At 71.1% G+C, this 22,716-nt stretch carries 16 protein-coding genes and 1 pseudogene; 8 read left to right on the forward strand and 9 right to left on the reverse strand.

What is annotated here, in order from left to right:
* Nucleotides 1-4: 4 nt before the first annotated feature.
* From ABD339_RS15355 to rbsD, 3 genes and pseudogenes are all read left to right on the forward strand, one after another.
* Nucleotides 5-1,968: pseudogene (locus tag ABD339_RS15355) on the forward strand (ABC transporter permease/substrate-binding protein).
* Nucleotides 1,969-2,039: 71 nt separating this feature from the next.
* Nucleotides 2,040-3,101, forward strand: coding sequence for a ribokinase (locus tag ABD339_RS15360; RefSeq protein ID WP_344566303.1), 1,062 nt, complete (start codon nt 2,040-2,042; stop codon nt 3,099-3,101).
* The gene (rbsD, locus tag ABD339_RS15365; RefSeq protein WP_344566305.1) at nt 3,098-3,487 is read left to right on the forward strand and encodes a D-ribose pyranase; all 390 of its coding nucleotides are present in this window, start codon (nt 3,098-3,100) and stop codon (nt 3,485-3,487) included. Before ABD339_RS15360 ends, rbsD begins: the two co-directional genes overlap by 4 nt.
* A 311-nt stretch (nt 3,488-3,798) precedes the next feature.
* Here the strand turns inward: rbsD and ABD339_RS15370 are convergent, their stop codons facing one another.
* The 3 genes from ABD339_RS15370 to ABD339_RS15380 form a co-directional block, all read right to left on the reverse strand.
* The gene (locus tag ABD339_RS15370) at nt 3,799-4,635 is read right to left on the reverse strand and encodes a sugar phosphate isomerase/epimerase family protein (protein ID WP_344566306.1); all 837 of its coding nucleotides are present in this window, start codon (nt 4,633-4,635) and stop codon (nt 3,799-3,801) included.
* A gap of 68 nt (nt 4,636-4,703) precedes the next feature.
* A complete protein-coding gene (locus ABD339_RS15375) occupies nt 4,704-5,894 on the reverse strand; it encodes a dihydrodipicolinate synthase family protein (RefSeq protein ID WP_425576005.1) in 1,191 nt (396 codons plus the stop codon).
* Nucleotides 5,895-5,899: 5 nt separating this feature from the next.
* On the reverse strand, nt 5,900-7,072 hold the full coding sequence (locus ABD339_RS15380) for a Gfo/Idh/MocA family protein (RefSeq protein ID WP_344566309.1): 1,173 nt from the start codon (nt 7,070-7,072) through the stop codon (nt 5,900-5,902).
* Nucleotides 7,073-7,353: 281 nt separating this feature from the next.
* On the opposite strand from ABD339_RS15380, the gene ABD339_RS15385 reads away from it, so the two are divergent.
* A complete protein-coding gene (locus tag ABD339_RS15385) occupies nt 7,354-8,235 on the forward strand; it encodes a sugar phosphate isomerase/epimerase family protein (protein WP_344566311.1) in 882 nt (293 codons plus the stop codon).
* Between the two features lie 167 nt (nt 8,236-8,402).
* Here the strand turns inward: ABD339_RS15385 and ABD339_RS15390 are convergent, their stop codons facing one another.
* Nucleotides 8,403-9,818: a S28 family serine protease gene (locus ABD339_RS15390; protein ID WP_344566313.1), complete on the reverse strand. Its 1,416-nt coding sequence runs from the start codon at nt 9,816-9,818 to the stop codon at nt 8,403-8,405.
* A gap of 166 nt (nt 9,819-9,984) precedes the next feature.
* Here ABD339_RS15390 and ABD339_RS15395 point away from each other — a divergent pair, with 166 nt between their 5' ends.
* Entirely contained in the window at nt 9,985-10,533 is a 549-nt protein-coding gene (locus ABD339_RS15395; protein WP_344566315.1) for an NUDIX domain-containing protein, read from the forward strand.
* A 16-nt stretch (nt 10,534-10,549) separates the two neighbouring features.
* Nucleotides 10,550-10,780, forward strand: a complete 231-nt coding sequence (locus tag ABD339_RS15400; RefSeq protein WP_344566317.1) for a hypothetical protein — start codon at nt 10,550-10,552, stop codon at nt 10,778-10,780.
* Between the two features lie 76 nt (nt 10,781-10,856).
* On the opposite strand, the gene ABD339_RS15405 is transcribed toward ABD339_RS15400, so the two are convergent.
* Together ABD339_RS15405 and speB are read right to left on the reverse strand one after the other, a co-directional pair.
* Nucleotides 10,857-14,771, reverse strand: coding sequence for an ABC transporter ATP-binding protein (locus ABD339_RS15405; protein ID WP_344566653.1), 3,915 nt, complete (start codon nt 14,769-14,771; stop codon nt 10,857-10,859).
* Nucleotides 14,772-15,642: 871 nt separating this feature from the next.
* Nucleotides 15,643-16,614 (reverse strand): agmatinase, encoded by a 972-nt coding sequence (gene speB, locus ABD339_RS15410; RefSeq protein WP_344566319.1) that lies wholly within the window; start codon nt 16,612-16,614, stop codon nt 15,643-15,645.
* A 277-nt stretch (nt 16,615-16,891) separates the two neighbouring features.
* On the opposite strand from speB, the gene ABD339_RS15415 reads away from it, so the two are divergent.
* The gene (locus ABD339_RS15415) at nt 16,892-17,716 is read left to right on the forward strand and encodes a phosphatase (protein ID WP_344566321.1); all 825 of its coding nucleotides are present in this window, start codon (nt 16,892-16,894) and stop codon (nt 17,714-17,716) included.
* A gap of 8 nt (nt 17,717-17,724) precedes the next feature.
* Here ABD339_RS15415 and tesB read toward each other — a convergent pair whose 3' ends face one another.
* The 3 genes from tesB to ABD339_RS15430 form a co-directional block, all read right to left on the reverse strand.
* A complete protein-coding gene (gene tesB, locus ABD339_RS15420; protein WP_344566323.1) occupies nt 17,725-18,741 on the reverse strand; it encodes an acyl-CoA thioesterase II in 1,017 nt (338 codons plus the stop codon).
* Nucleotides 18,742-18,811: 70 nt separating this feature from the next.
* Complete coding sequence (locus tag ABD339_RS15425) at nt 18,812-19,969, reverse strand: acyl-CoA dehydrogenase family protein (RefSeq protein ID WP_344566325.1); 1,158 nt, start codon at nt 19,967-19,969, stop codon at nt 18,812-18,814.
* A 119-nt stretch (nt 19,970-20,088) separates the two neighbouring features.
* Nucleotides 20,089-20,781 carry an SACE_7040 family transcriptional regulator gene (locus tag ABD339_RS15430; protein WP_344566327.1) on the reverse strand — a complete coding sequence of 231 codons (693 nt, stop codon included), beginning with the start codon at nt 20,779-20,781 and terminating at the stop codon, nt 20,089-20,091.
* A gap of 146 nt (nt 20,782-20,927) precedes the next feature.
* On the opposite strand from ABD339_RS15430, the gene ABD339_RS15435 reads away from it, so the two are divergent.
* Entirely contained in the window at nt 20,928-22,604 is a 1,677-nt protein-coding gene (locus ABD339_RS15435) for a carboxyl transferase domain-containing protein (protein ID WP_344566329.1), read from the forward strand.
* Nucleotides 22,605-22,716 lie beyond the last annotated feature (112 nt).

The raw sequence follows: 22,716 nt of genomic DNA on the forward strand, positions 1-22,716 counted from the left end.
TCGCCTGGACAAGCGCCCCGGCGGCAACGGGCCGCCCAACGTCCTACGACGTCTCCTGCTGGAGAACGGCGCGCTGACCGCGCTGGTGGCCATGATCGTGCTGATGACGATCATGTCGGGCGACTTCCTCAGCACCCAGAACCTGCTGAACGTCGGCGTCCAGGCGGCCGTGACCGCCATCCTCGCCTTCGGCGTCACCTTCGCCATCGTCGCGGGCGGCATCGACCTCTCGGTCGGTTCGGTGGCGGCCTTCTCCGCTGTCATGCTCGGCTGGTTCAGCACCACCGAGGGCATGCCGGTCTTCCTGGGCGTCATCCTCGCCATCCTGACCGGCACCGCGTGCGGCCTGGTCAACGGCGTCCTGATCTCCTACGGCAAACTGCCGCCGTTCATCGCCACGCTGGCGATGCTCTCCGCGGCGCGCGGCCTGGCCCTGGTCGTCTCCGACGGCACCCCGATCACGCTGCCCGAGTCCATCTCCTGGGTCGGCGAGACCCTCGGCGACTGGCTGCCGGTGCCGGTGCTCGTGATGATCCTGATGGGCGTTGTCGCCGCCGTGATCCTCATCCGCACCTACAGCGGCCGGGCGATGTACGCGATCGGCGGCAACGAGGAGGCCGCGCACCTGTCGGGAATCCGGGTGCGACGCCAGAAGCTGGTCATCTACGCACTGGTGGGCACCTTCGCCGCGGTTGCCGGAATCGTCCTGGCGACCCGTCTCGCCTCGGCCCAGCCGCAGGCCGCCACAGGTTACGAACTGGACGCGATCGCGGCGGTCGTCATCGGTGGCGCGAGCCTCGCCGGAGGTGTGGGCAAGGCTTCCGGAACGCTGATTGGCGCGCTCATCCTCGCTGTTCTTCGCAATGGACTCAACCTTCTCGACGTTTCCGCTTTCTGGCAGCAAGTTGTTATCGGGGCCGTGATTGCACTGGCCGTACTTCTCGATACACTGCGTCGCCGCGCATGATCTTTGTGCGACGGGGGAGCGCACGTAGTTCAATCCATCTGCCGACTGCAAGGAATGCAGCAATGAGCAAGAGAAAGAACACGTCCGTGGTCGTCGTGGCCACGGCAGTCGCACTGACCGCCTCCGCCTGCGGCTCCGGCTCCGGCTCCAGCGGCGGCAAGGAGAAGGCGAAGCTGGGCTTCGCGATATCCGCGCTGAACCAGCCCTTCATGACCCAGATGAAGAAGGGCGCCGAGGAAGAGGCAAAGGCCCAGGGCGCCGAGATCACCGTCCAGGACGCCCAGGAGGACGCCTCGACCCAGGCGAACCAGGTGCAGAACTTCACGTCGAAGAACGTGAAGGCCCTGATCATCAACCCGGTCGACTCCGACGCCGCCGGCCCCTCCGTCAAGGCCGCCGCGAACGCGAACATCCCGGTCGTCGCAGTGGACCGCGGGGTCAACAAGGCCGAGGTCAAGACCACCGTCGCCTCCGACAACGTCGACGGCGGCAAGATGGCCGCCAAGAGCCTGGCCGACCAGCTCGGCGGCAAGGGCAAGATCCTCGTCCTGCGCGGCCAGGTGGGCACATCCTCCTCCCGCGAGCGCGCCAAGGGCTTCGCCGAGGGCATCAAGAAGTACCCCGGCATCAAGATCGTGGCCAAGCAGCCCGCCAACTTCCTGCGGGACAAGGGCCTGGACGTCACCACCAACGTCATGCAGGCCCACCCGGACCTGGACGGCATCTTCGCGGAGAACGACGAGATGGCGCTGGGCGCCGCCAAGGCGCTGGGCTCCAAGTCCGGCGGCGACGTGAAGGTCGTCGGCTTCGACGGCACCCCCGAGGCGCTGAAGGCCGTCAAGAAGGGCACTCTCAGCTCCACCGTGGCCCAGCAGCCCGCCGAGCTGGGCAAGATGGCCGTCCGCAACGCCATGCGCATCATCGACGGTTCGACCGTCGACCCGAAGATCAAGGTGCCGGTCAAGGTCGTCACCAAGAAGAACGTCGAGCGGTTCTCCTGACCGACGGCACAGGGCAAGCTGATCGGCCCTTCCCTGGGCCGGGCCCCGCACGGGCCGAGAAGGAGCACCGGATGCACGGATACGACCTCCTGGTCGTCGGGTCCGCCAACGCCGACCTGGTCGTGGGAGTCGACCGCAGGCCGGCGGCGGGCGAGACAGTGCTCGGGTCGGATCTGGTCATCCACCCGGGCGGCAAGGGAGCCAACCAGGCGGCAGCCGCCGCCCGGCTCGGCGCCCGCACCACCCTGCTCGCGCGCGTCGGCGACGACACGTACGGGCGACTGCTCGCCGAGGCCCAGCGTGCCGCTGGGGCGGACACCGCCGGTCTGCTGGAGGGCAAGGACGCACCTACCGGCGTCGCCCTCATCACCGTCGATGCGGCCGGTGACAACAGCATCGTCGTCGCACCCGGCGCCAACGCCCGGCTCACGCCGGATGACATCGCCGGGGCGAGCGCCCTCTTCGAGGCCGCGGCCGTGGTCTCCCTCCAACTGGAGATCCCCCTGGAGACGGTCGCCGCGGCGGCGCGAGCCGCCGCGGAGCACGGCGCCCGCATCGTGCTCAACCCCTCGCCGCCCGCTCCCCTGCCCGAGGACGTGCTCGCGCTCTGCGACCCGCTGGTGGTCAACGAGCATGAGGCACGGCGCCTGTTGCCCGGCCACACGCTGAGCACCGATCCGAAGGAGTGGGCCACCGCCCTCCTCGGGCTGGGGCCGCGCAGCGTGGTCATCACCCTGGGCGCCGGTGGCGCGCTGGTGGCGGGCCCAGGAGCGGGTACGGCAGGCGCGGTCCTGGTGCCCAGCCCCCCGGTCAAGGCCGTGGACACCACCGGCGCCGGCGACGCCTTCACCGGGGCGCTCGGCTGGCGGCTGGGCCGCGGGGACGGGTTGGAGCAGGCCGTGCGGTACGCCGTACGCGTCGGCTCCTTCGCGGTCACCCGGGCGGGAGCGCAGGAGTCCTATCCGAGCGCTGCCGAGGTGGAGACCTCCAGTGTTTCCGGAAGCGCCGGAGCATCCGGTGCTGCCGGAAACACTGGAGCATCCGGTGCGCCTGGAAGCGTCGGGGCATCCAGTGCGGCCGGAAGCACGGGAGCATCCGGTGCTGCCGGAGCGAGCGAGGAGACAACAGAGTGAAGAAGTCCGGGATACTCAACCGCCATCTCTCCGGAGCGCTGGCCCGGTTGGGGCACACCGATCTGGTCGTGGTGTGCGATGCCGGACTTCCCATTCCCGAGGGCCCCTCGGTCGTGGACCTCGCATTCCGGGCAGGCGTGCCCTCCTTCGCCGACGTCCTGACGGGGATCCTCGACGAGTTGGAGGTGGAGGGCGCCGTGGCGGCCGAGGAGGTACGCGAGGCCAACCCGGCGGCAACCGAGCTGCTCACCGGCCATTTCCCCGGACTTGAGCTGATCTCGCACGAGGAGCTGAAGGCCAGGACCAGGGAAGCGAAGCTGGTGGTACGCACGGGCGAGGCCAGGCCGTACGCCAACGTACTGCTGCGCTGCGGCGTGCCGTTCTGACCCCGCGCACGGCCCACGCGGGACACAGCTGAATCTGCGGGGCACAGCTGAATCTCCCGCAGTCCGCTGCCAGTTCGAAGGGCCCGGTCCAATGGACCGGGCCCTTCCCTTTCCCCCCTCGGCTTCTCCCTTTCCCTTGGAATTCCCCCGATTTCCCCCGGAGAGCGCCGACACAGAGAAGACCCGCGACTCTCCGAAATGATTGCAGGGCCCTGCGTGATTTTTTTCCGTCCGGAACGGGGCGCCCGCGTCGCACGACCCGCCCATATCGCACCGGGTACCGGGGGCGGGCTTCCGACACGTGCCGGTGGTCACAGCACGTGCGTGAGGTAGCGCTCGGCGGTCTCCTTGAGGACGTCGGCCCCGTCGCGCGCCCACAGCGCGGGGTTGAACAATTCCACCTCGACGGGCCCCGAGTAGCCGGCCGCGTCGGTCAGTTCACGGAAAGCCCGAAAGTCCACGCAGCCGTCCCCGAGCTGGCCCCGGCCCAGCAGCACGCCCTCGGGGAGCGGGGTGACCCAGTCGGCGAGCTGGAAGGCGGCGATGCGGCCCTGCTCCCCCGCCCGAGCGAGCTGATCCGGCACCCGCTCGTCCCACCACAGGTGGTAGGTGTCCACGACGACGCCCACCTGCCGGGCCGAGAACCGCTCGGCCAGCGCGAGGGCCTGGCCGAGGGTGGAGACCACGCAGCGGTCCGAGGCGTACATCGGGTGCAGCGGCTCCACCGCGAGCCGCACGGCCCGCTCCTCGGCGTAGGGCGCCAGTTCGGCGAGCGCGTCGGCGACACGCTCGCGCGCGCCGGGCAGGTCATGCTCCCCCGCGGGCAGCCCGCCGGACACCAGGACGAGCGTGCCGGTGCCCAGCGCGGCGGCCTCCTCGACCGCCGCGCGGTTGTCATCGAGCGCGGCACGGCGCCCGGCCGGGTCCTTCGCGGTGAAGAAGCCGCCTCTGCACAGGGAGGTGACGCGCAGTCCGTGCGCGCGCATGAGCCGCCCGGCGGCCTCGGCGCCGTACCCGCGCACCGGATCGCGCCACAGCCCCACCCCTCCGATGCCGAGTGCGGCCGTCTCCCGGGCCAGTTCGGGGAGGGAGAGTTGACGCACGGTCTCCTGGTTGACCGACAGCCGGGCGAGAGCGGCAGCCCGCACGGCGGCAGGGCCGGGGGCGGGGGCCGGACCAGGGGCCGGACCAGAGGCAGGAACCGGGCCGGGGGCGCTCACTGATCCACTCCGTGGAGGGCGAGGAGCTGCTTCATCCGGTGCTCGGCCAGCTCGGGGTCGGGGAACATGCCGATGCCGTCGGCGAGTTCGTAGGCGCGTGCGAGGTGCGGCAGGGAGCGGGCCGACTGGAGCCCGCCGGCCATGGTGAAGTGCCGTTGGTGCCCGGCCAGCCAGGCCAGCAGCACCACGCCCGTCTTGTAGTAGCGCGTCGGATGCTGGAACAGATGCCGGGCGAGCGGGACGGTGGGGTCGAGTGCGGCGCGGAATGCCGCGCGGTCGCCGTCGTCCAGCATCCGCACGGCGTCGGCCGCCAGCGGGGCCAGGGGGTCGAAAACGCCGAGCAGCGCGTCACTGTGCGCCGCCCCGTCGCCCTCGATCAGCTCCGGATAGTGGAAGTCGTCGCCCGTGTAGCAGCGCACGCCCTCGGGCAGCCGCAGGCGCAGCGCGGCCTCGCGCTCCGCGTCCAGGAGGGAGACCTTCACGCCGTCGATCTTGCCGGGGTGCCCCGCGATGATCTCCAGGAAGGTGTCGGTGGCCTCCTCCAGATCGCCGCTGCCCCAGTAGCCCTCCAGCGCGGGGTCGAACATGGGGCCGAGCCAGTGCAGGATGACCGGGCGGGCCGCCTGCCGCAACAGGGCGCCGTACACGTGCTCGTAGTCCTCGGGACCGCGCGCCGTGGCCGCCAGCGCACGGGAGGCCATGAGGATGGCCTGCGCTCCGCCGTCCTCGACCAGTTCGAGCTGCTCCTCGTAGGCGCGGGTGATCCGGGTCAGCCGCGCCGCGGCGGCGGAGCCCCCGGGAGCGTCGGCCGCATCCGCGTCGGCCCGGCCGAGGGGCGCGGGGAGTTGGTCGGTGCCGACGCCGCAGGCGATACGTCCGCCGGTGGCCTTCGCCTCGGCCGCCGAACGCCGGATCAGCTCGGCGGCACCCGCCCACTCCAGGCCCATGCCGCGCTGTGCGGTGTCCATCGCCTCTGCCACGCCCAGCCCGTGCGCCCACAGGTGGCGGCGGAAGGCGAGCGTGGCGTCCCAGTCGAGCGCGGCGGGCCCGCCCGGCACGGTGTCGGCCACCACGTGCGCCGCCGCGAAGACCACCCGGGAGACCGGCGGCGCCCCCGGCCCCCGGCTCAGAGCGGGCGAGGCCGCGCCGGGCACGTGGGCGCGGGTCCCCCCGGAGGGCTCGGGCAGCAGGATCACAGGGTCAGCTCCGGCACCTCGTAGCGGCGGCCCTCGGCCGAGGACCGCAGGCCCAGTTCGGCCAGTTGTACGCCGCGTGCTCCCGCCAGCAGGCCCCAGGCGCGGGGGCGGCCTGGGTCGGGGGCCGCCACCTGGCGCAGGAACTGCTCCCACTGGGCCTTGAACCCGTTGGTGCCCTCGTCACCGTCGTTGTCCGGAACCTCCTGCCACTGGTCGCGGAAGCGTTCGGTGGCGGGCAGATCCGGGTTCCACACCGGCTTGGGGGTGCCGGCCCGGTGCTGGTAGCGGCAGCCGCGCAGCCCGGCGACGGCCGAGCCCTCGGTGCCGTCCACCTGGAACTCCACCAGTTCGTCGCGGTGCACCCGCACCGCCCAGGAGGAGTTGATCTGCGCGATGGCGCCGCCCTCCAGCGTGAAGATGCCGTAGGCCGCGTCGTCCGCCGTCGCCGCGTACGGCTCGCCCCGCTCGTCCCAGCGGCGCGGGATGTGCGTCACGGCCTGCGCCTGCACGGAGGTGACCCGGCCGAAGAGGTTGTGCAGCACGTACTCCCAGTGCGGGAACATGTCGCTGACGATGCCGCCGCCGTCCTCCGCGCGGTAGTTCCACGACGGGCGCTGGGCCGGCTGGCGGTCGCCTTCGAAGACCCAGTATCCGAACTCGCCGCGTACGGACAGGATTCTGCCGAAGAAGCCGCTCTCCACCAGGCGCCGGAGCTTGCGCAGGCCCGGGAGGAAGAGCTTGTCCTGGACGACGCCGTGCTCGACGCCCGCCCGGTCGGCGGCTCTGGCCAGCTCCAGGGCGCCGTCGAGCGAGGTGGCCGTCGGCTTTTCCGTGTAGACGTGCTTCCCGGCGGCGATCGCCTTCTTGAGGGCTTCCTGGCGCGCCGAGGTGACCTGCGCGTCGAAGTAGACGTCCACGGTCTCATCGGAGAGCACCGCGTCCAGATCGGTGGAGACCTGGCCGGGATCGAGCCCGTACTCCTCGGCCAGTGCCCTGAGCGCGGGCTCTGTGCGGCCCACCAGAACCGGCTCGGGCCACAGCCGCTCGCCACCGCCGAGGTCGAGCCCGCCTTCCTTGCGCAGGGCGAGGAGGGAGCGGACGAGGTGCTGACGGTGCCCCATCCGGCCGGTCACACCGTTCATCGCGATCCGGACTGTCCTGCGTGTCACGTGGGCTCGTCCCCCTCTTCCCGCCAGGCCCCTCGGCTCCGCCGGCCCTCTCGGCGGACACCGGCGAAAAGCCCTCAATGCCGGGAACGCTACGGCCAAGAAGTCACATCAACAAGGGACTTGACACCCGGTGCGGCGGGGGTGGCGGCGGGGCGAGGGGGTGGCCAGGGGGCGAGGCGAGTCGAACGCGCGAGCGGAGACGCGCTCCGGCGTCGGCGGACCGCCACCCCGGTAACGGCGGCAACCTTGTACGAGGGGAGCGCATCTGGTCCTCTGACCCCATGCGACTCGCCTTCTCCACTCTCGGCCTCCCCGGCATGCCCGTTCCCGAGGTGCTGCGCCTGGCATCCGGCGCCGGATTCCACGGAGTCGAACTGCGCGCCCATCCGGAGGAGCCGGTCCACCCCGGCCTCGGGCTGACCGAGCGCGTGGAGGTCGTGGAGCGGTTCAAGGACGCGGGCGTCCAGATCCTGTGCGTCGCCGGATACCCGAAGGTCGCCGAGGGCGGCGAGGACGCCCCCGTACTGGCTGAGCTGCGCGCTCTCCTGGAACTGGCCCGCGACCTGGGCGCACCGTACGCACGGGTCTTCCCCGGGGGCGTGGACGCGGGCCCCGCCGAGGGGGACGCCACGGCGGTGCGCCGGCTGCGGAAGGGCGCGGCGATGGCCACGGATCTGGGGGTCCGGGTGCTGCTGGAGACCCACGATTCGCACCGCACGGGCGCGGACGCGGCACGGGTGCTGCGAGCCGTCGGCCATCCGGGGGCCGGGGTGCTGTGGGACGTGCTGCACACCTGGCTCGGCGGGGAGGACCCGGAAACGACGCACCGGATGCTCGCTCCGTACCTGGGCTACGTCCAGGTCAAGGATGTGGCCTCCCGGTCGGACAGCATGCCGCTGCCGCCGGGCAAGGGGGTGCTGCCGCTCGCCCAGGTCATGGAACTCCTCACCAGGGCGCGCGACACCGCCGAGGGGCCGGACACCTCGGCGGGCGGCGGCGCGGCGGACTGGCTGTGCTGGGAGTACGAAAAACGCTGGTATCCGGAGGTGGCCGAACTCCCCGCGCTGTTGCCCGGCGTGCGTGACCATCTGCGCGGCCTCCTCGCGGACGCGGCGCAGAGCCGCACCGGACGGCGCGGAGTGCCCCGCCGCACACCCCGCTGAGCCCGCTGAGCGGCCTCGCGGAGGGGCCCCGCTGACGGGACCGGCCCTTCCGCGTCCAGCACGCCGCCGCGAACAGGCAGCAGCCGCCGCGCTCGGTCAGCGCGGCGGCTGCTCCTCCGGAGCGGCGGCTGCCCGGGGCGGGCCGCTCCTCGGCAAAGCGGGCCCGGTCAGGGCCGCAGCGTCAGCGCGTCCTTCTGGGGACGGTCGAGCTTCTTGTCGTACGCCGTCAGGCGCTTGGGCTTCTCGTCCGGGCCGACCTTCACCCCGGCCCACTTCATGAGGGCGCGGGTCGCGTCGGCGCGGTCGTCCTCCTGGAGCTTGGCGATGTTGGCGCCGTGGTTCTGGCCCGGCGCCGTGTAGACGGCGGTGTCCTTGGTGCCCTTGCCCGGACGGAACGGCTCGGCCCCCCAGGGGTCGTTCTGGCCGTAGACGAAGAGCATCTGCGAGGAGTGGTGGCGCACCCAGGCGTCCACGTCGCGCATCGCCTTGTCGTGCTTGTTGAACTTCATCGGGATGTCACGCGGCACATAGGTGCGCGGCACGTTCAGGCCCGGGTACTTGCGCACGTCGTCGAGGAGGGGCTCCTCGTAGTCGGGCGAGCCCATCTGGGTGCCGGCCTGGTAGTAGTACGGCGTGTACGGGAGCATGCCCTGGTCGGTACCGGCATCCCAGCCGCCGATCTCGTCGGCCCACTTGTAGAGGTCGTCGGTGGAGGCGCCGGTGGCCGGCACCTGGTCGCACTCGGACTCCAGGTGGTACTGCCAAAAGCCCCACACCAGGTCCTGCGCGACCAGTTCGAACGCCTTGTCGGCGCTGCCCGCCAGCTTGAAGGTGTAGTCGTTCTCCTCGGCCCACTTCTTGAGGCGCGGGACCATCTCGCCGCGCCGTTCGAAGATCTCGTGCTGGACGCCGTTGAGCTTGGCGCGGCACTCCTTGGAGCCGACGTTCTTGAAGAACTTCTCGTAGGCGGAGTCCTCCGCGTTGCGCACGTCGTCGGGTGCCACGTAGGCGACGGTGCCGTCCATGTCGTGCGGGTAGAAGCGGCGGAAATAGGTCGCGGTCATGCCGCCCTTGCTGCCGCCGGTCGCGATCCAGTTCTTGCCGTAGATCTTCTTCAGCGCCTTGAAGATGCGGTGCTGGTCGCTGGCGGCCTGCCAGATGTCGAGCTTCGACCAGTCGGCCGGATCGGGCCGCGAGGGGGTGAAGAAGCGGTACTCCATGGAGACCTGGTTGCCGTCCGTCATCTGGGTCGGCTCGCTCCGGCTGGGGGTCGTGCTCAGGTTGTACCCGCCGGTGAAGAAGACCGTGGGGCGGTCCTCACCCTTGTGCAGGATCGAAATGCGCTGCTTGAACGTGCCCTTGCCCGGATGCCGGTGGTCAATGGGCTGTTGGTAGTTGAGGACGAAGTAGCGGTATCCGTTGACCGGCTTCTCCTCGATGAGGCTCATGCCGGGCACCGCGAGGATGCGGTCCTTGATGTCGGCCCCGGCCGCCGTGGTGGCGGCCCCCGCGGAGGCGCTGCCGATGCCGACGGTGCTTATGAGTACCACCAGTGACAGCAGCCATCTGAGCGTTTTACGCATTCACCCTCCCCTTACATCGCCAAAAGTCGTCGTGAACCTATCGGCGCAACCCCCGCTCCGCCAGACCCAGGTGTACGTATACGGGAAAGCGCACACCGCTGAGCGGTTCTCCGGATTCCGCCGCTGCACCGAGGGGCCGACGCAGCCGCGTACTACGCTCGGCCGCATGACCGAATCCGCCACACCGCCGGAATCCGTCACTCCGCCGGGGTCCGCCATGCCGCCGGAGGCCGTCGCACCGGCATCCGCTCCGCTGGCCACGGGGCCACGTGGGATGCGGCTGCTCTCCTTCCACCGGGAGCCGGAGGGCACCCGCTTCGAGGACGCCCCCGTCGGCTATGCGCTGGTGGCCGTCCGGCACGAGGGGCGGCTGCTGATGGTCTACGAGCGGGACCGGGAGTGCTGGGAGCTGCCCGGCGGCAGCATCGAGGAAGGTGAGAGCCCCCGGGCAGCGGCGGTCCGCGAACTGCGCGAGGAGACCTGCCAGGTGACGGACCCCGCAGCGCTGCGCTTCGTGGGCTTCTCCCGTACGGCCCTGGGGGCGCGGCAACGAATCCTGTACGGGGCGCTGTTCACCGGTGAGCTGACGCGTGTGCTGCCGTTCGTGGCGAACAGCGAGATCAGCGACATCCACTGGCGTGCGGGCGAGGAGCCGCTCCCCTTCGGGCAGACGCAGACTGTTGACGAGTACCTGGTGAAAATGTGCGCTGAGTGAGGCGTATGGTCGGGCTATGGCAGCACCTCAAGGCTTCACCTACGAACGGCGCGGCGACGGGTCCGTGATCATCTGCCACCACGGCAGCCTGAGCATCGTCCTGCGCGCGGAGCGTGCCGAGCACTTCCTCACCGAGGTCACCGCCGCCGGGGGCACCGTCGCGGCACAACTGGTGATGTCCCGCTGGTCGGGCGACTACCAGCCCGCCAGTGAACCGCCGAGCCGGAAGAACGTGCGCGGCCGTTAGCCACTGACCGCCGCCGCTCCGGGGCGGGGCAACCGCCCCGCCCCGGAGCACCGGCTCCGTGCCTCCGCGCCCGCGCTCAGCTCGCCACGGGCGCGGATGCCGTCTCCCGCGCTCCGGCCGCGCCCGTGTAGGTGCGCCACAGCCGCGCGTACCGGCCCTCCAGAGCAAGCAGTTCGGTGTGGGTGCCGTCCTCCACGACCCGGCCGTGGTCGAGGACGATGACGCGGTCGGCGCGGGAGGCTGTCGTCAGCCGGTGGGCCACCACCAGGGTGGTACGCGATCCGGCGAGCTGGTCGGTGGCTTCGTTGACCAGCGACTCGGTGGCCAGGTCGAGCGCCGCGGTCGCCTCGTCCAGCAGCAGGATGCCGGGATCGACGAGTTCCGCACGGGCGAGCGCTATCAGCTGTCGCTGGCCCGCGGACAGGTTGCGGCCCCGCTCGTCCACCTCGTGCAGGTAGCCGCCCGAGAGCGAGGCGATCATGTCGTGCGCCCCCACGGCGCGCGCCGCCGCCTCGACCTGCGCGTCGCTCGCGTCCATCCGCCCGTAGGCGATGGCGTCCCGCACGGTGCCGGGGAACAGGTAGGGCTCCTGGGGCACGACGCCGAGTTTCTGCCGGTATCCGGTCAGCTCCACATCGCGCAGGTCCTGGCCATCGACCAGGACGGCGCCCTCGCTCGGGTCGTAGAACCGGGCGACGAGCTTGACCAGGGTGGATTTGCCCGCACCGGTCTCGCCGACGAACGCGACGGTCTGCCCGGCCGGAATCGTCAGCCGGATACCCGACAGCGCTTCCTCGCCACCGGATGGAGCACCGTTCGTTCCCGCCCCACCGGATGAAGCGCCGGCCGGTTTCGCCGCACCGGATGAAGCACCCGCCGGCTGCTCAACCGGTTCCGTCTGCGCGGGCGCGTCCGAGGCCGCGTACCGGAAGTGGACGTCCTGGAAGACGATGTCGCCGCGCAGTGCCTCGACCGGACGCGGTGCGCGGGGCTGTGGCGTGCTGGTCTCCTCGCGCAGCAGCTCCTGGATGCGGCGCAGCGAGACGGCCGCCTGCTGGTATCCGTCGAAGACCTGTGAGAGCTGCTGTACGGGTGCGAAGAACAGCTCGATGTAGAGGAGATAGGCCACCAGCGCGCCCGCGGTCAGCGTGCCGTTCTCGATCCGGCCCGCGCCCACGACGAGTACGGCGGCGGTCGCCAGGGAGGCGAGAAGCTGGACGAAGGGGAAGTAGACGGAGATCAGCCACTGTCCGCGTACCCGGGCGCGCCGGTATCCGTCGCTGCGACGCTCGAACTGGACGGCGCCGCGCTCCTCGCCCCGGAACGCCTGCACCATCCGGAGGCCCGCAACGGACTCCTGGAGGTTGGAGTTCACGACGCTGACCCGCTCGCGCGCCAGTTCGTACGCCTTGACGCTCTGCCTGCGGAAGAAGAACGTGCCGAGGACGAGCAGCGGCAGCGTCGCGAAGACGACCAGTGCGAGCTGGACGTCGATCACCAGCAGCGCGCCCAGAATGCCCAGGAAGGTGAACAGCGAGACGACGGCGGTGACCAGGCCGGTCTGCAAGAACGTGGAGAGCGCGTCCACGTCTGTCGTCATCCGGGTCATCACGGCGCCCGCCAGATGCCGTTCGTAGTAGTCGAGGCCGAGGCGCTGGAGCTGCGCGAAGATCTTCACCCGCAGCGCGTACAGCACCCGCTCTCCGGTGCGTCCCGTCAGCAGCAGGGAGCCGGTCTGGGCCGCCCACTGGGCGACCACCACGGCCAGCGCCAGCGCGGAGGCCGCCCATACGGCGCTCAGTGCGCCCTTTTCCACGCCGTTGTCGATGCCGTGCCGGATCAGCACCGGCAGCACCAGGCCGAACCCGGCATCCAGTGCGGCGAAGGCGAGTGCGATCAGCAGCGCGGCGCCGAAGCCGCGCAGCAGCCGGCGGAGTCCGTAGGAGTCCTCGCGGGCCTCGGCGCGTTCCTCGTCGATGTCCGGGGTATCGAGCGCGGGCGGCAGCGCGGCCACCTGGGCGAGCAGTTCGGGGCTGCCCGGCGATCCGGCCAGTCCCGAGGCGAAGCCGCCGGGGCGGCCGGATGCCGCGTCGCCGCCGCTCGGGCCGGACTTGGTGCCGTCGCCGGGTCCGGCGCCCTCGTCGCTCCCGCCGTCCTCGATCCCGGCGCGCACCCACAGTTCGGGCGTGACGCCGTCCACGGCGCTGTGCGCGCCCTGTGCGGCCATTCCGGCCGGGTCGCGGTCCACCTCGCCCAGCTCGTCGGGATCGGTCAGCAGGCGCCGGTACAGGGCACAGCGGCCGGTCAGTTCCTCGTGGGTGCCGAAGTCGGCCAGCCGCCCGCCGTCCAGTACGGCGATGCGGTCGGCCAGTGCGAGGGTGGATTGCCGGTGTGCGATCAGCAGCGTCGTGCGGCCCGCCATCACGCCGCGCAGGGCCTCGTGGATCTCGTGCTCGACCCGGGCGTCCACGGCGGAGGTCGCGTCGTCCAGGAGCAGCAGCCGGGGGTCGGTGAGGATGGCGCGGGCGAGCGCTATGCGCTGGCGCTGGCCGCCGGAGAGCGTCAGCCCCTGCTCACCGACGGCGGTCTCGTAGCCGTCGGGCAGCTCGCCTATGAAGCCGTCGGCCTGTGCGGCGCGGGCGGCGGCGCGTATCTGCTCATCCGTGGCATCCGGCGCGCCGTAGGCGATGTTCTCCCGCACGGAGGAGGAGAACAGGAAGCTGTTCTCGGGGACGTGGCCGATGGCCGAGCGCAGCGAGGCCAGGGTCAGCTCGCGCACGTCCTGGCCGCCGACGCGCACGGCGCCGCCGGTCACGTCGTAGTAGCGGGGCAGCAGCATGGAGACGGTGGATTTGCCGCTGCCGCTGGCGCCGACGAGCGCAACGGTCTCACCGGGCTCGATGCGCAGGCTGAAGCCGTCGAGGACGGGGGTTTCGGAGGAGTATCCGAAGGTGACGTCGTCGAACTCGACGGAGGCGTCGGCTGTTTCGGGCAGATCGATGGCGTGCGGGCTCTCGGCCATCTGCGGTTCGGTGTCGATGAGGTCGTAGACGCGTTCGACTCCGGCGCGCGCCTGCTGTCCGACGGTGAGCATCATCGCGAGCATCCGGACGGGCCCCACGAGTTGCGCGAGGTAGGTGGAGAAGGCGACGAAGGTGCCCAGCGTGATCTGCCCCTGGGTGGCCATCCAGCCGCCGAGCGCCAGCATGGCGACCTGGCCGAGCGAGGGCACGGCCTGGAGGGAGGGGGTGTAGCGGGCGTTGAGCCGTACGGTGCGCATCCGGCCCGCGAACAGCTTGCGGCTGATGGCGCGCAGCTTGCCGGTCTCCTGCGCCTCCTGGCCGAAGCCCTTGACGACACGGACGCCGGTGACCGAACCGTCCACCACCGAGGCGACGGCCCCGGCCTGCTGCTGCGCGTACCAGGTCGCGGGGAAGAGGCGCTTGCGGCTGAGGTTGGCTATCCACCACAGCAGCGGGAAGACGGCGACGGACACGAGCGTCAGCAGCGGGGACAAGGCGAGCATCACGACGAGCGCGAGCAGGAACAGCAGGACGTTGCCGATCATCATCGGCAGCATGAACAGGAGGCTCTGTACGAGCTGGAGGTCGCTGGTGCCGCGTCCGACGACCTGTCCGGTCGAGAGTTCGTCCTGGCTGCGGCCGTCGAGCCGGACGATCGAGCGGTACATCTCGGTGCGCAGGTCGTGCTGGACATCCAGCGCGAGTCTGCCGCCGTAGTAGCGGCGCGCGAAGGTGAGGACGTAGATCACCGCGGCGGCGGCTATGAGCAGCCCGATCCATATCCACAGGCCGCCCCTGCCGCCGACCACCACATCGTCAATGATGATCTTGGTCAGCAGAGGGACCATCGCCATGACGGCCATACCGCCGAGCGAGGCCCCCAGGGCGAGAACGACCGCGCGTTTGTACCGCCAGCAGTACCCGGCCAGCCGCCGGGCCCAGCCCCGTTCATCCGGCGCGCGGCCCACGTCCCGTCCGCCCGGCGCACCCTCCGCCTTCTGCACTGCCTTGCGCCCCACGCGCGACCCCTCACGTCACCTGTTCGTGTACCGGAAACACCAACGTAGGAGTTTCGGGTTTTCATCCCGCCGGAGACAGAGCGCACGGAAGCCCGGGCGGAAGTCCTAGGACCGGCGCCGTGCTCCCGTACGCCCCGGCTCGCGCATCCCTCCGGCTCGCATACGCCTCCGGCTCACCGCTCTCGACGGAAGCAGGCCCTTTCGATGGAAGCAGGCCCGCGCGGTTCGGGCACGCGGTCGCGGTCGCGGACTCAGGGGCCCGCGGGGCTGACGGCCCTGGTGCCGCGGATGGCGCGCTGACGCCTGGGAGGCCGCGCAGGGGCGGGGGTGCGGGATCGTCTCCGGGCGGGCCGCAGCGGGCGGGAACCGGAGGCGGCCCGGTGAGCCGCTGGCTCCACCGGGCCGCTCCGGCCGCGGCGACGCGTCCCTGGGCGCTGCAGGCGGGCACCCCCCACGAGGCCAGCTCTGCTACTTTCCGCGCCGCGTCGCCGTCCCGCGCGGGATTGCGTGTGCAGTCTGTCGAGAACTTCCACGGAATGCACATCGACCGATCAAATTCGGTAACGTCGCGTGTTAAACCAGTGGCAGATAGTGACCGGCTCGGCATGAGTCGCCATTCGGCGTCAAGCCCCGCCCACCAGCAGCGTTGGGTGATCCCGCACCCCCGGCGGCCGAAACAGCATGCAAGCAACCGGTTGCACACCGTCCGCAACACGGCCGGAAACCCGCGCTCACCGGCACCCGGATCCTCGCCGCCACCCGCCCCGCCCCACCCTGCCGAGCCTCGGAGCCCCGGGATCCCAGGGGCTCCGAGGCGCCGCTAAGCGGTACCGGCGCCCCCTTCCCGGGATGCCGCGATCTGCCGTGCCATCAGCGTCGTCAGCTCATAGGCCGTGTGCGAGGCGGCGACAGAGGTGATCTCCGCGTGGTCGTAGGCGGGCGCGACCTCCACCAGATCCGCCGAGACCAGATGGCAGTCCGACAGCCCGCGCAGGATCTCCAGCAGCTCCCGCGAGGTGAGCCCGCCGGCCTCGGGGGTGCCGGTGCCCGGCGCGTGCGCGGGGTCGAGCACGTCGATGTCCACCGACACGTACAGGGGGCGGCTGCCGATGCGCTGCCGCAGTTGGTCGGCCACCTCGTCCACTCCGCGCCGCATCACATCGGCGGAGGTCACGATGCCGAAGCCCATCCGCGCGTCCTCATCCAGATCGCGCTTCCCGTACAGCGGCCCCCGGATACCGACGTGCGAGAGCGCCGAGGTGTCCAGCAGCCCCTCCTCGAACGCCCTGCGGAAGGGGGTGCCGTGGGTGTAGGCGGCCCCGAAGTAGGTGTCCCAGGTGTCCAGGTGCGCATCGAAGTGCAGCAGCGCGACCGGGCCGTGCTCGCGGACCACCGCGCGCAGCAGCGGCAGCGCGATGGTGTGGTCGCCGCCCAGCGTCATCAGCCGGGCACCGGATGCCAGCAGGGATCCGGCGGCCTCCTCCACCGTCTCCACGGCCTCGCCGATGTCGAACGGGTTCACCGCGATGTCCCCGGCGTCCGCGACCTGCGCCAGCGCGAACGGCGCGGCATCCTGTGCCGGGTTGTAGGGCCGCAGCAGGCGGGACGCCTCCCGGATGGCGTTGCCGCCGAAGCGGGCGCCGGGGCGGTAGGAGACGCCGGTGTCGAACGGGACCCCCACGACGGCGACGTCGGCGTGCCCCTGTGTCTCGTCGAGGCGGGGCAGCCGCGCGAAGGTCGCCGGGCCCGCGTAACGGGGCACCCGGGAGGAGTCCACGGGACCCCGGGGCATTTTCCGCCCTCCATCCGGGCGTCCATCGGTGCTCGCGGAGCCTTCGCCACCGGTGGGGACGTCACCGCCCCCGGGCCGGGGCTGCCCGCCGCCGACCGGAAGTGTTCCACTGTCGGCCGCGGGGTGCTCGCTTTCGGCCGGAGAATGTTCGCTGCTGGTCATGGGGGCGAGGGTAAGGCCGCGACGGCCACCGGATGCCTGGACCTTTGTGGCGGACCTGAAGGCCGCCTTTTGGACACGGCGTCCATCGAGCGCCCGTACGAGCCACAATGGCTACATGTCACAGCCTCTCTTGCCCGTGCCACTCCCCCTGCCGCTCCCGGACGCGCCCTCGCGCGACGAACTGGCCGATCACCTGGTGCGCACCCGGATCGCGGGGGATGTCGCCACTCCACGGGAGAACAACCTCGATCACTACCGCAAGCTCGCCAACGGCGACCGGCACTACTGGCTCGGCCTGGAGCTGGGCGACCGCTGGGCGGACGAGCAGGACGTGCTCGCGGTGATGGCCGAGCGCTGTGGCGTCAACGACGATCCGGATTACCGCACGGGCCAGGACACCATCGACCCCGAGCTGACCCTCGGCGCCCTGGACCGGGCGGCGGCCGAGCTGCGCAAGGCCGCCGAGGGACGGCGGCGCGTGCTGTTCGCGACGGGGCATCCGGGCGCGCTGCTGGACATGCACGGCGTCCTCGCCATGGCGCTGCGCGCCGCCGGATGCGACATCGTCCGTACGCCCCTGGGGGTGTACGCGGACGAGGGCGTGATCGTGCAGTTCTCGGGTGTGGCGGTCTACGAGCGGGGCGCCTCCCTGTGGCACACCCACTCCCCCGAACCGATGGCGGGAGTGCTGCGCGCCTTGGAGCACGCCGGAGAGGCACTGCCCGAACTGGTGGTGGCCGACCACGGCTGGGCGGGCCGGGCGGCCCAGCACGGGCTGACCGCGATCGGTTTCGCCGACTGCAACGACCCGGCTCTCTTCCTCGGCGAGGCCGAGGGGACCTTGGAGGTGGCCGTCCCACTGGACGACCACGTGGCCGACCCCCGCTTCTACGAGCCGATGACGGCCTACCTGCTGGAGGCGGCGGGGCTGACCGGCTGACCCTCCGGTCAACGGACGGCATCCCCCGCGGACTGACGAGCCGCGGCTGTATTTCCGGAGGTTCCGGGGTTTCCGGGGTTTCCGGGGTTTCCGGGGTTTCCGGGGTTTCCGGGGTTTCCGGCGTTTCCGGGGTTTCCGGCGCTTCCCCTCGGTATCCGGACGACGCCTTCCTGGATGACCGAAGCCACCAGCCGTCCGTCCCTGGTGAAGATCCGCCCCCTGCCGAGCCCTCGGCCGCCCTGCGCGGTGGGCGACTCCTGGTCGTAGAGCAGCCACTCGTCCGCCCGGAAGGGCCGGTGGAACCACATGGCGTGATCCAGGCTGGCCCCGACCACGTCCCCGACCGCCCAGCCGCCCCTGCCGTGCGCGAGCAGCACGGAGTCCAGCAGCGTCATGTCCGAGACGTACGTCGCCAGACAGATGTGCAGCATCGGCTCGTCCGCCTCGCCGTCCAGCTTGCCGTTGGTGCGGAACCACACCTGCGAGCGCGGCTCGCCCGGCCTGCCGACCCGGCCGAAGGGCGGCTCCTCCACGTACCGCAGATCCACGGCGGCGCGGGCCTTCAGCAACGTCTCGGGGACCCGGGGGTCGGTGAACAACTCCTTGTAGCGCGGCAGGATGGCCTCGGCCGTGGGCAGCGTCTCCGGGTCGGGCGCCTGCGGCATGGGCTCCTGGTGCTCCATCCCGTCCTCGTGCACCTGGAAGGACGCCGACAGGTGGAAGATCGGCTGCCCGTGCTGAACGGCCACCACGCGCCGGGTGGTGAAGGAGCGCCCGTCGCGTATCCGGTCGACGGTGTAGACGATGTGCGCTCCCGGGTCTCCCGCACGCAGGAAGTAGGCGTGCAGGGAGTGCGGCAGCCGCCCCGCGGGGACCGTACGGCAGGCGGCGACGAGCGCCTGCGCCGCGACTTGGCCGCCGAAGACCCTCGGGACGATGGAGGCCCGGCTGCCGCCGCGGAAGATGTCGTGCTCGATCCGCTCAAGGTCGAGCAGATCGAGCAGGGAGGTCAGTTCTCGGCTCATGCGGGAGATGGTGCCGGATGTGCGGCATGGAGACCGGCGCCGTTCACAGGCTTCACAGGCTTCACAGGCTTCACAGACCCATCGACTTCGCGATGATGGAGCGCATGACCTCGCTGGTGCCGCCGTAGATCCGCGAGACGCGGGTGTCGGCGTACAGGTTGGCGATGGGGTATTCGAGCATGTATCCGTAACCGCCGTGCAGCTGGAGGCACTTGTCGATCACGCGCGCCGCCAGCTCGGTGGTGAACAACTTGGCGGACGCGGCATCGGCGGGCGTCAGCTCACCGGCGTCCAGGGCCTCCAGAGCGCGATCGACGACGGCCTGCATGGCGTCCACGTCCGCCTTGCAGTCGGCGAGCACGAACTTGGTGTTCTGGAAGGAGGCGACCTCCTTGCCGAAGACCGTGCGCTCCTTGACGTAGTCGTGGGCGAAGCGCACCGCAGCCGCCGACATCGCGTAGGCGCCCAGGGCGATGCCGAGCCGCTCCTGGGGGAGGTTCTGGCCGAGGTAGGAGAACGCCTCGCCCTCCTCGCCCAGCAGGTCCTCGACCGGGACCTTGACGTCGGAGAAGGACAGCTCGGCGGTGTCCGAGGTGCGCAGGCCCAGCTTTTCGAGCTTGCGCCCGACCGCGTATCCCTCGCTCCTGGCGTCCACGACGAGAATGGAGATGCCACCGCGCCGGTCCTCCGGGGTGGGAGGCGCGGTGCGGGCGCACACCAGGACGCGGTCGGCCTGGACGCCGCCGGTGATGAAGGTCTTGGCGCCGTTGAGGATGTAGTGGGTGCCGTCCTCGGAGAGCTTGGCCGTGGTCTTCATCCCGGCCAGGTCCGAGCCCGTGCCCGGCTCGGTCATGGCGATGGCGGTCATCATCTCGCCGGAGACGAAGGGGGGAAGCCAGCGCTTCTTCTGCTCCTCGTTGGCGTACTTGAGCAGGTAGGGCAGGCACAGGGCGGTGTGCACGCTGGATCCGCCGAAGCTGACGCCGGCGCGGGCGCACTCCTCGGTCATGACGGCGTTGAACTTGAAGCTGGTCTCGCCCGCGCCGCCGTACTCCTCGGGCACCTCGATACCGAAGACCCCCAGCTCGCCCAGCTTCTTGTACAGCTCACGCGGGACGTAGCCCTGCTCGGCCCACTCCGGGTAGTGGGGCGCGACCTCCGCCGCGATGAAGTCGCGGATCGTCTGGCGGAACGCTTCGTGGTCCTCGTTGAACACCGTGCGGCGCACAGCACGCCTCCTCGTCACCCTGGCCGTGGCTAAGCGCTTGCTCAGCTCACTTCAAAGCTACCGAGCGGTCACCTCAGCTGTCCAGAGCGGCCCCGGTCAGCTGCCCAGCACCGCATCGGTCAGCTGCCCAGCGCGACCTCCGGGCCGTCCGGGGCGACGCTGAAGCTGCCCGCGGTGGCCCCGGAACCGCCCGGGGCGGCCCCGGGGGCGGCTGCGGAGAGCGCGCCGCGCGCCAGGCGGTGCAGCAGCGCGGCCGTCGTCTCGCGGTCGGGCATCGAGGAGGGTCCACCCAGGTGCGGCGTGGAGTTGAGCAGGCCGAAGACGGTGTGCACCGAGACCCTGGCCTCCAGCTCGGTCAGGTCGGGGTAGAGCGCACGGACCGCCTCGACCCACAGCTCGACATACTGCCGCTGGAGCTTGCGGACCTGCTTGCGCTCGGCGTCCCGCAGGCGGTCCAGCTCGCGGTCGTGGAGAGTGATCAGCTCACGGTCGTCCAGCGCGAAGTCGATGTGCCCGTCGATCAGCGCGTCCAGTGCCGCCGCGGGTTCGAGCCCGGCCGCCGCCGACTCCTCGGACCTGCGCCGCCCGCCGTCGTACAGCCGCTCGCTGATGCCGACGAGCAGCTCGGCCAGCATCGCGTCCTTGCCCGCGAAGTGACGGTAGAGACCCGGCCCGCTGATGCCGACGGCTGCCCCTATTTCATCGACCCCCACGCCGTGGAAGCCGCGCTCGGCGAAGAGCCGGGCGGCCTCCCGCAGGATCTGCTCCCGTCGGCTCGGTGCGGCTGAGTCTGCGGCTGTCCTGGTGCCCATAGGAACCATTCTAGACAGCCGGGTTAGTGAGCGTTAACCTTGAGGGAGCGAGTTAACGATGGCTAACTCGCGGTGCGTGGCGTGTGGTGCGTGGGGCCCTGCGTGTGGTGCGCGGGGCATGTCGTGCGAGTGAGGGGGCCAGCGGTATGGACGAGCAGACGGTGTGGGCCGGCAGTGGGCGCGAGCCTGCCTGGCCCCGCCTGAGAAGCGGCCTCGATCCGTCCTCCGACGCGGCGGCCGAACACCGCAAGACGCACCGCGAGCTGACGGGCCGGCTCCGCGAGAAGCTCGCCCACGCCCGGCTGGGGGGCGGCGAGCGGGCCCGCGCCCGGCATGCGGCACGCGGCAAGCTGCTGCCACGCGAGCGGGTGGACGCGCTCCTCGACCCCGGCTCCCCCTTCCTGGAGCTGTCCCCGCTCGCGGCGGACGGGATGTACGAGGGCGCGGCACCGGCAGCGGGCTTGATCACCGGTATCGGCCGGGTGGCCGGCCGGGAGGTGGTCGTGGTGGCCAATGACGCCACGGTCAAGGGCGGCACCTACTACCCGATGACGGTCAAGAAGCACCTGCGCGCCCAGGAGATCGCGCTCGAAAACCGGCTGCCGTGCCTGTATCTCGTCGACTCGGGCGGCGCCTTCCTGCCCTTGCAGGACGAGGTCTTCCCCGATCGCGAGCACTTCGGCCGGATCTTCTACAACCAGGCGCGGATGTCCGCGGCCGGTGTCCCGCAGATCGCCGCGGTGCTCGGCTCCTGCACGGCGGGCGGCGCCTACGTCCCGGCGATGAGCGACGAGGCGGTGATCGTGCGCGAACAGGGCACGATCTTCCTGGGCGGCCCGCCCCTGGTGAAGGCCGCGACCGGCGAGGTCGTCACCGCCGAAGAACTGGGCGGCGGGGAGACCCACTCGCGGATCTCGGGCGTCACCGACCATCTGGCCGAGGACGACGCGCACGCGCTGCGTATCGTCCGCCATATCGTCGCCACGCTGCCCGCGCCACCGGATGCCGCCTCACTGCCCTGGCCCGTGCAAGCCGCGGAAGAGCCGGCGTTCGACCCGGCGGGGCTGTACGCGGCGGTGCCGGCCGACTCCCGGACGCCTTATGACGTCCGGGAAGTGATCGCCCGGGTGGTGGACGGCTCGCGCTTCCAGGAGTTCAAGGCCGAGTACGGCACCACGCTGGTGACGGGGTTCGCCAGAATTCACGGCCATCCGGTGGGCATCGTCGCCAACAACGGCATCCTGTTCTCCGAATCGGCCCAGAAGGGCGCCCACTTCATCGAGCTGTGCGATCAGCGCGGCATCCCGCTGCTGTTCCTGCAGAACATCTCGGGCTTCATGGTCGGCAAGGACTACGAGGCGGGCGGCATCGCCAAGCACGGCGCCAAGATGGTCACCGCCGTGGCCTGTGCCCGAGTGCCGAAGCTGACGGTCGTCATCGGCGGCTCCTACGGCGCGGGCAACTACTCGATGTGCGGCCGGGCCTACAGTCCCCGCTTCCTGTGGATGTGGCCGAACGCGAAGATCTCGGTAATGGGCGGCGAACAGGCCGCCGCCGTGCTCGCCACCGTGCGGCGCGACCAGATGGAGGCACGCGGCGAGGAGTGGAGCGCCGAGGACGAGGAGGCGTTCCGCGCCCCGGTGCGCGAGCAGTACGAATCCCAGGGCAACGCCTACTACGCCACGGCCCGCCTGTGGGACGACGGCGTGATCGACCCGCTGGAGACCCGGCAGGTACTGGGGCTGGCGCTCACCGCATGCGCCAACGCGCCCCTGCCGCACCGCGACCCGGAGGCGCCCCGGTTCGGCGTCTTCCGCATGTGAACGGCGCCAGGGCACACAAGAGGAAAGGGCCGTACAAGCCGGAGGACCGTACGGAATGGACGAAGCGGCCGGGGCCGGACGAGGCGGGGGCGGCCCGGGCCGGTGGACCGGA

Source organism: Streptomyces axinellae, from assembly GCF_039532135.1.
In the GTDB taxonomy this organism is placed as follows: domain Bacteria; phylum Actinomycetota; class Actinomycetes; order Streptomycetales; family Streptomycetaceae; genus Streptomyces; species Streptomyces axinellae.

Excerpts from the sequence above, each read along its gene's own strand:
- ABD339_RS15400 (WP_344566317.1), top strand. The coding sequence starts at position 10,550 with ATGGCAGCACCTCAAGGCTTCACCTACGAACGGCGCGGCGACGGGTCC.
- ABD339_RS15390 (WP_344566313.1), bottom strand. The coding sequence starts at position 9,818 with ATGCGTAAAACGCTCAGATGGCTGCTGTCACTGGTGGTACTCATAAGC.
- ABD339_RS15385 (WP_344566311.1), top strand. The coding sequence starts at position 7,354 with ATGCGACTCGCCTTCTCCACTCTCGGCCTCCCCGGCATGCCCGTTCCC.
- speB (WP_344566319.1), bottom strand. The coding sequence starts at position 16,614 with ATGCCCCGGGGTCCCGTGGACTCCTCCCGGGTGCCCCGTTACGCGGGC.
- ABD339_RS15395 (WP_344566315.1), top strand. The coding sequence starts at position 9,985 with ATGACCGAATCCGCCACACCGCCGGAATCCGTCACTCCGCCGGGGTCC.
- ABD339_RS15435 (WP_344566329.1), top strand. The coding sequence starts at position 20,928 with ATGGACGAGCAGACGGTGTGGGCCGGCAGTGGGCGCGAGCCTGCCTGG.
- ABD339_RS15415 (WP_344566321.1), top strand. The coding sequence starts at position 16,892 with ATGTCACAGCCTCTCTTGCCCGTGCCACTCCCCCTGCCGCTCCCGGAC.
- ABD339_RS15360 (WP_344566303.1), top strand. The coding sequence starts at position 2,040 with ATGCACGGATACGACCTCCTGGTCGTCGGGTCCGCCAACGCCGACCTG.
- tesB (WP_344566323.1), bottom strand. The coding sequence starts at position 18,741 with ATGAGCCGAGAACTGACCTCCCTGCTCGATCTGCTCGACCTTGAGCGG.
- ABD339_RS15430 (WP_344566327.1), bottom strand. The coding sequence starts at position 20,781 with ATGGGCACCAGGACAGCCGCAGACTCAGCCGCACCGAGCCGACGGGAG.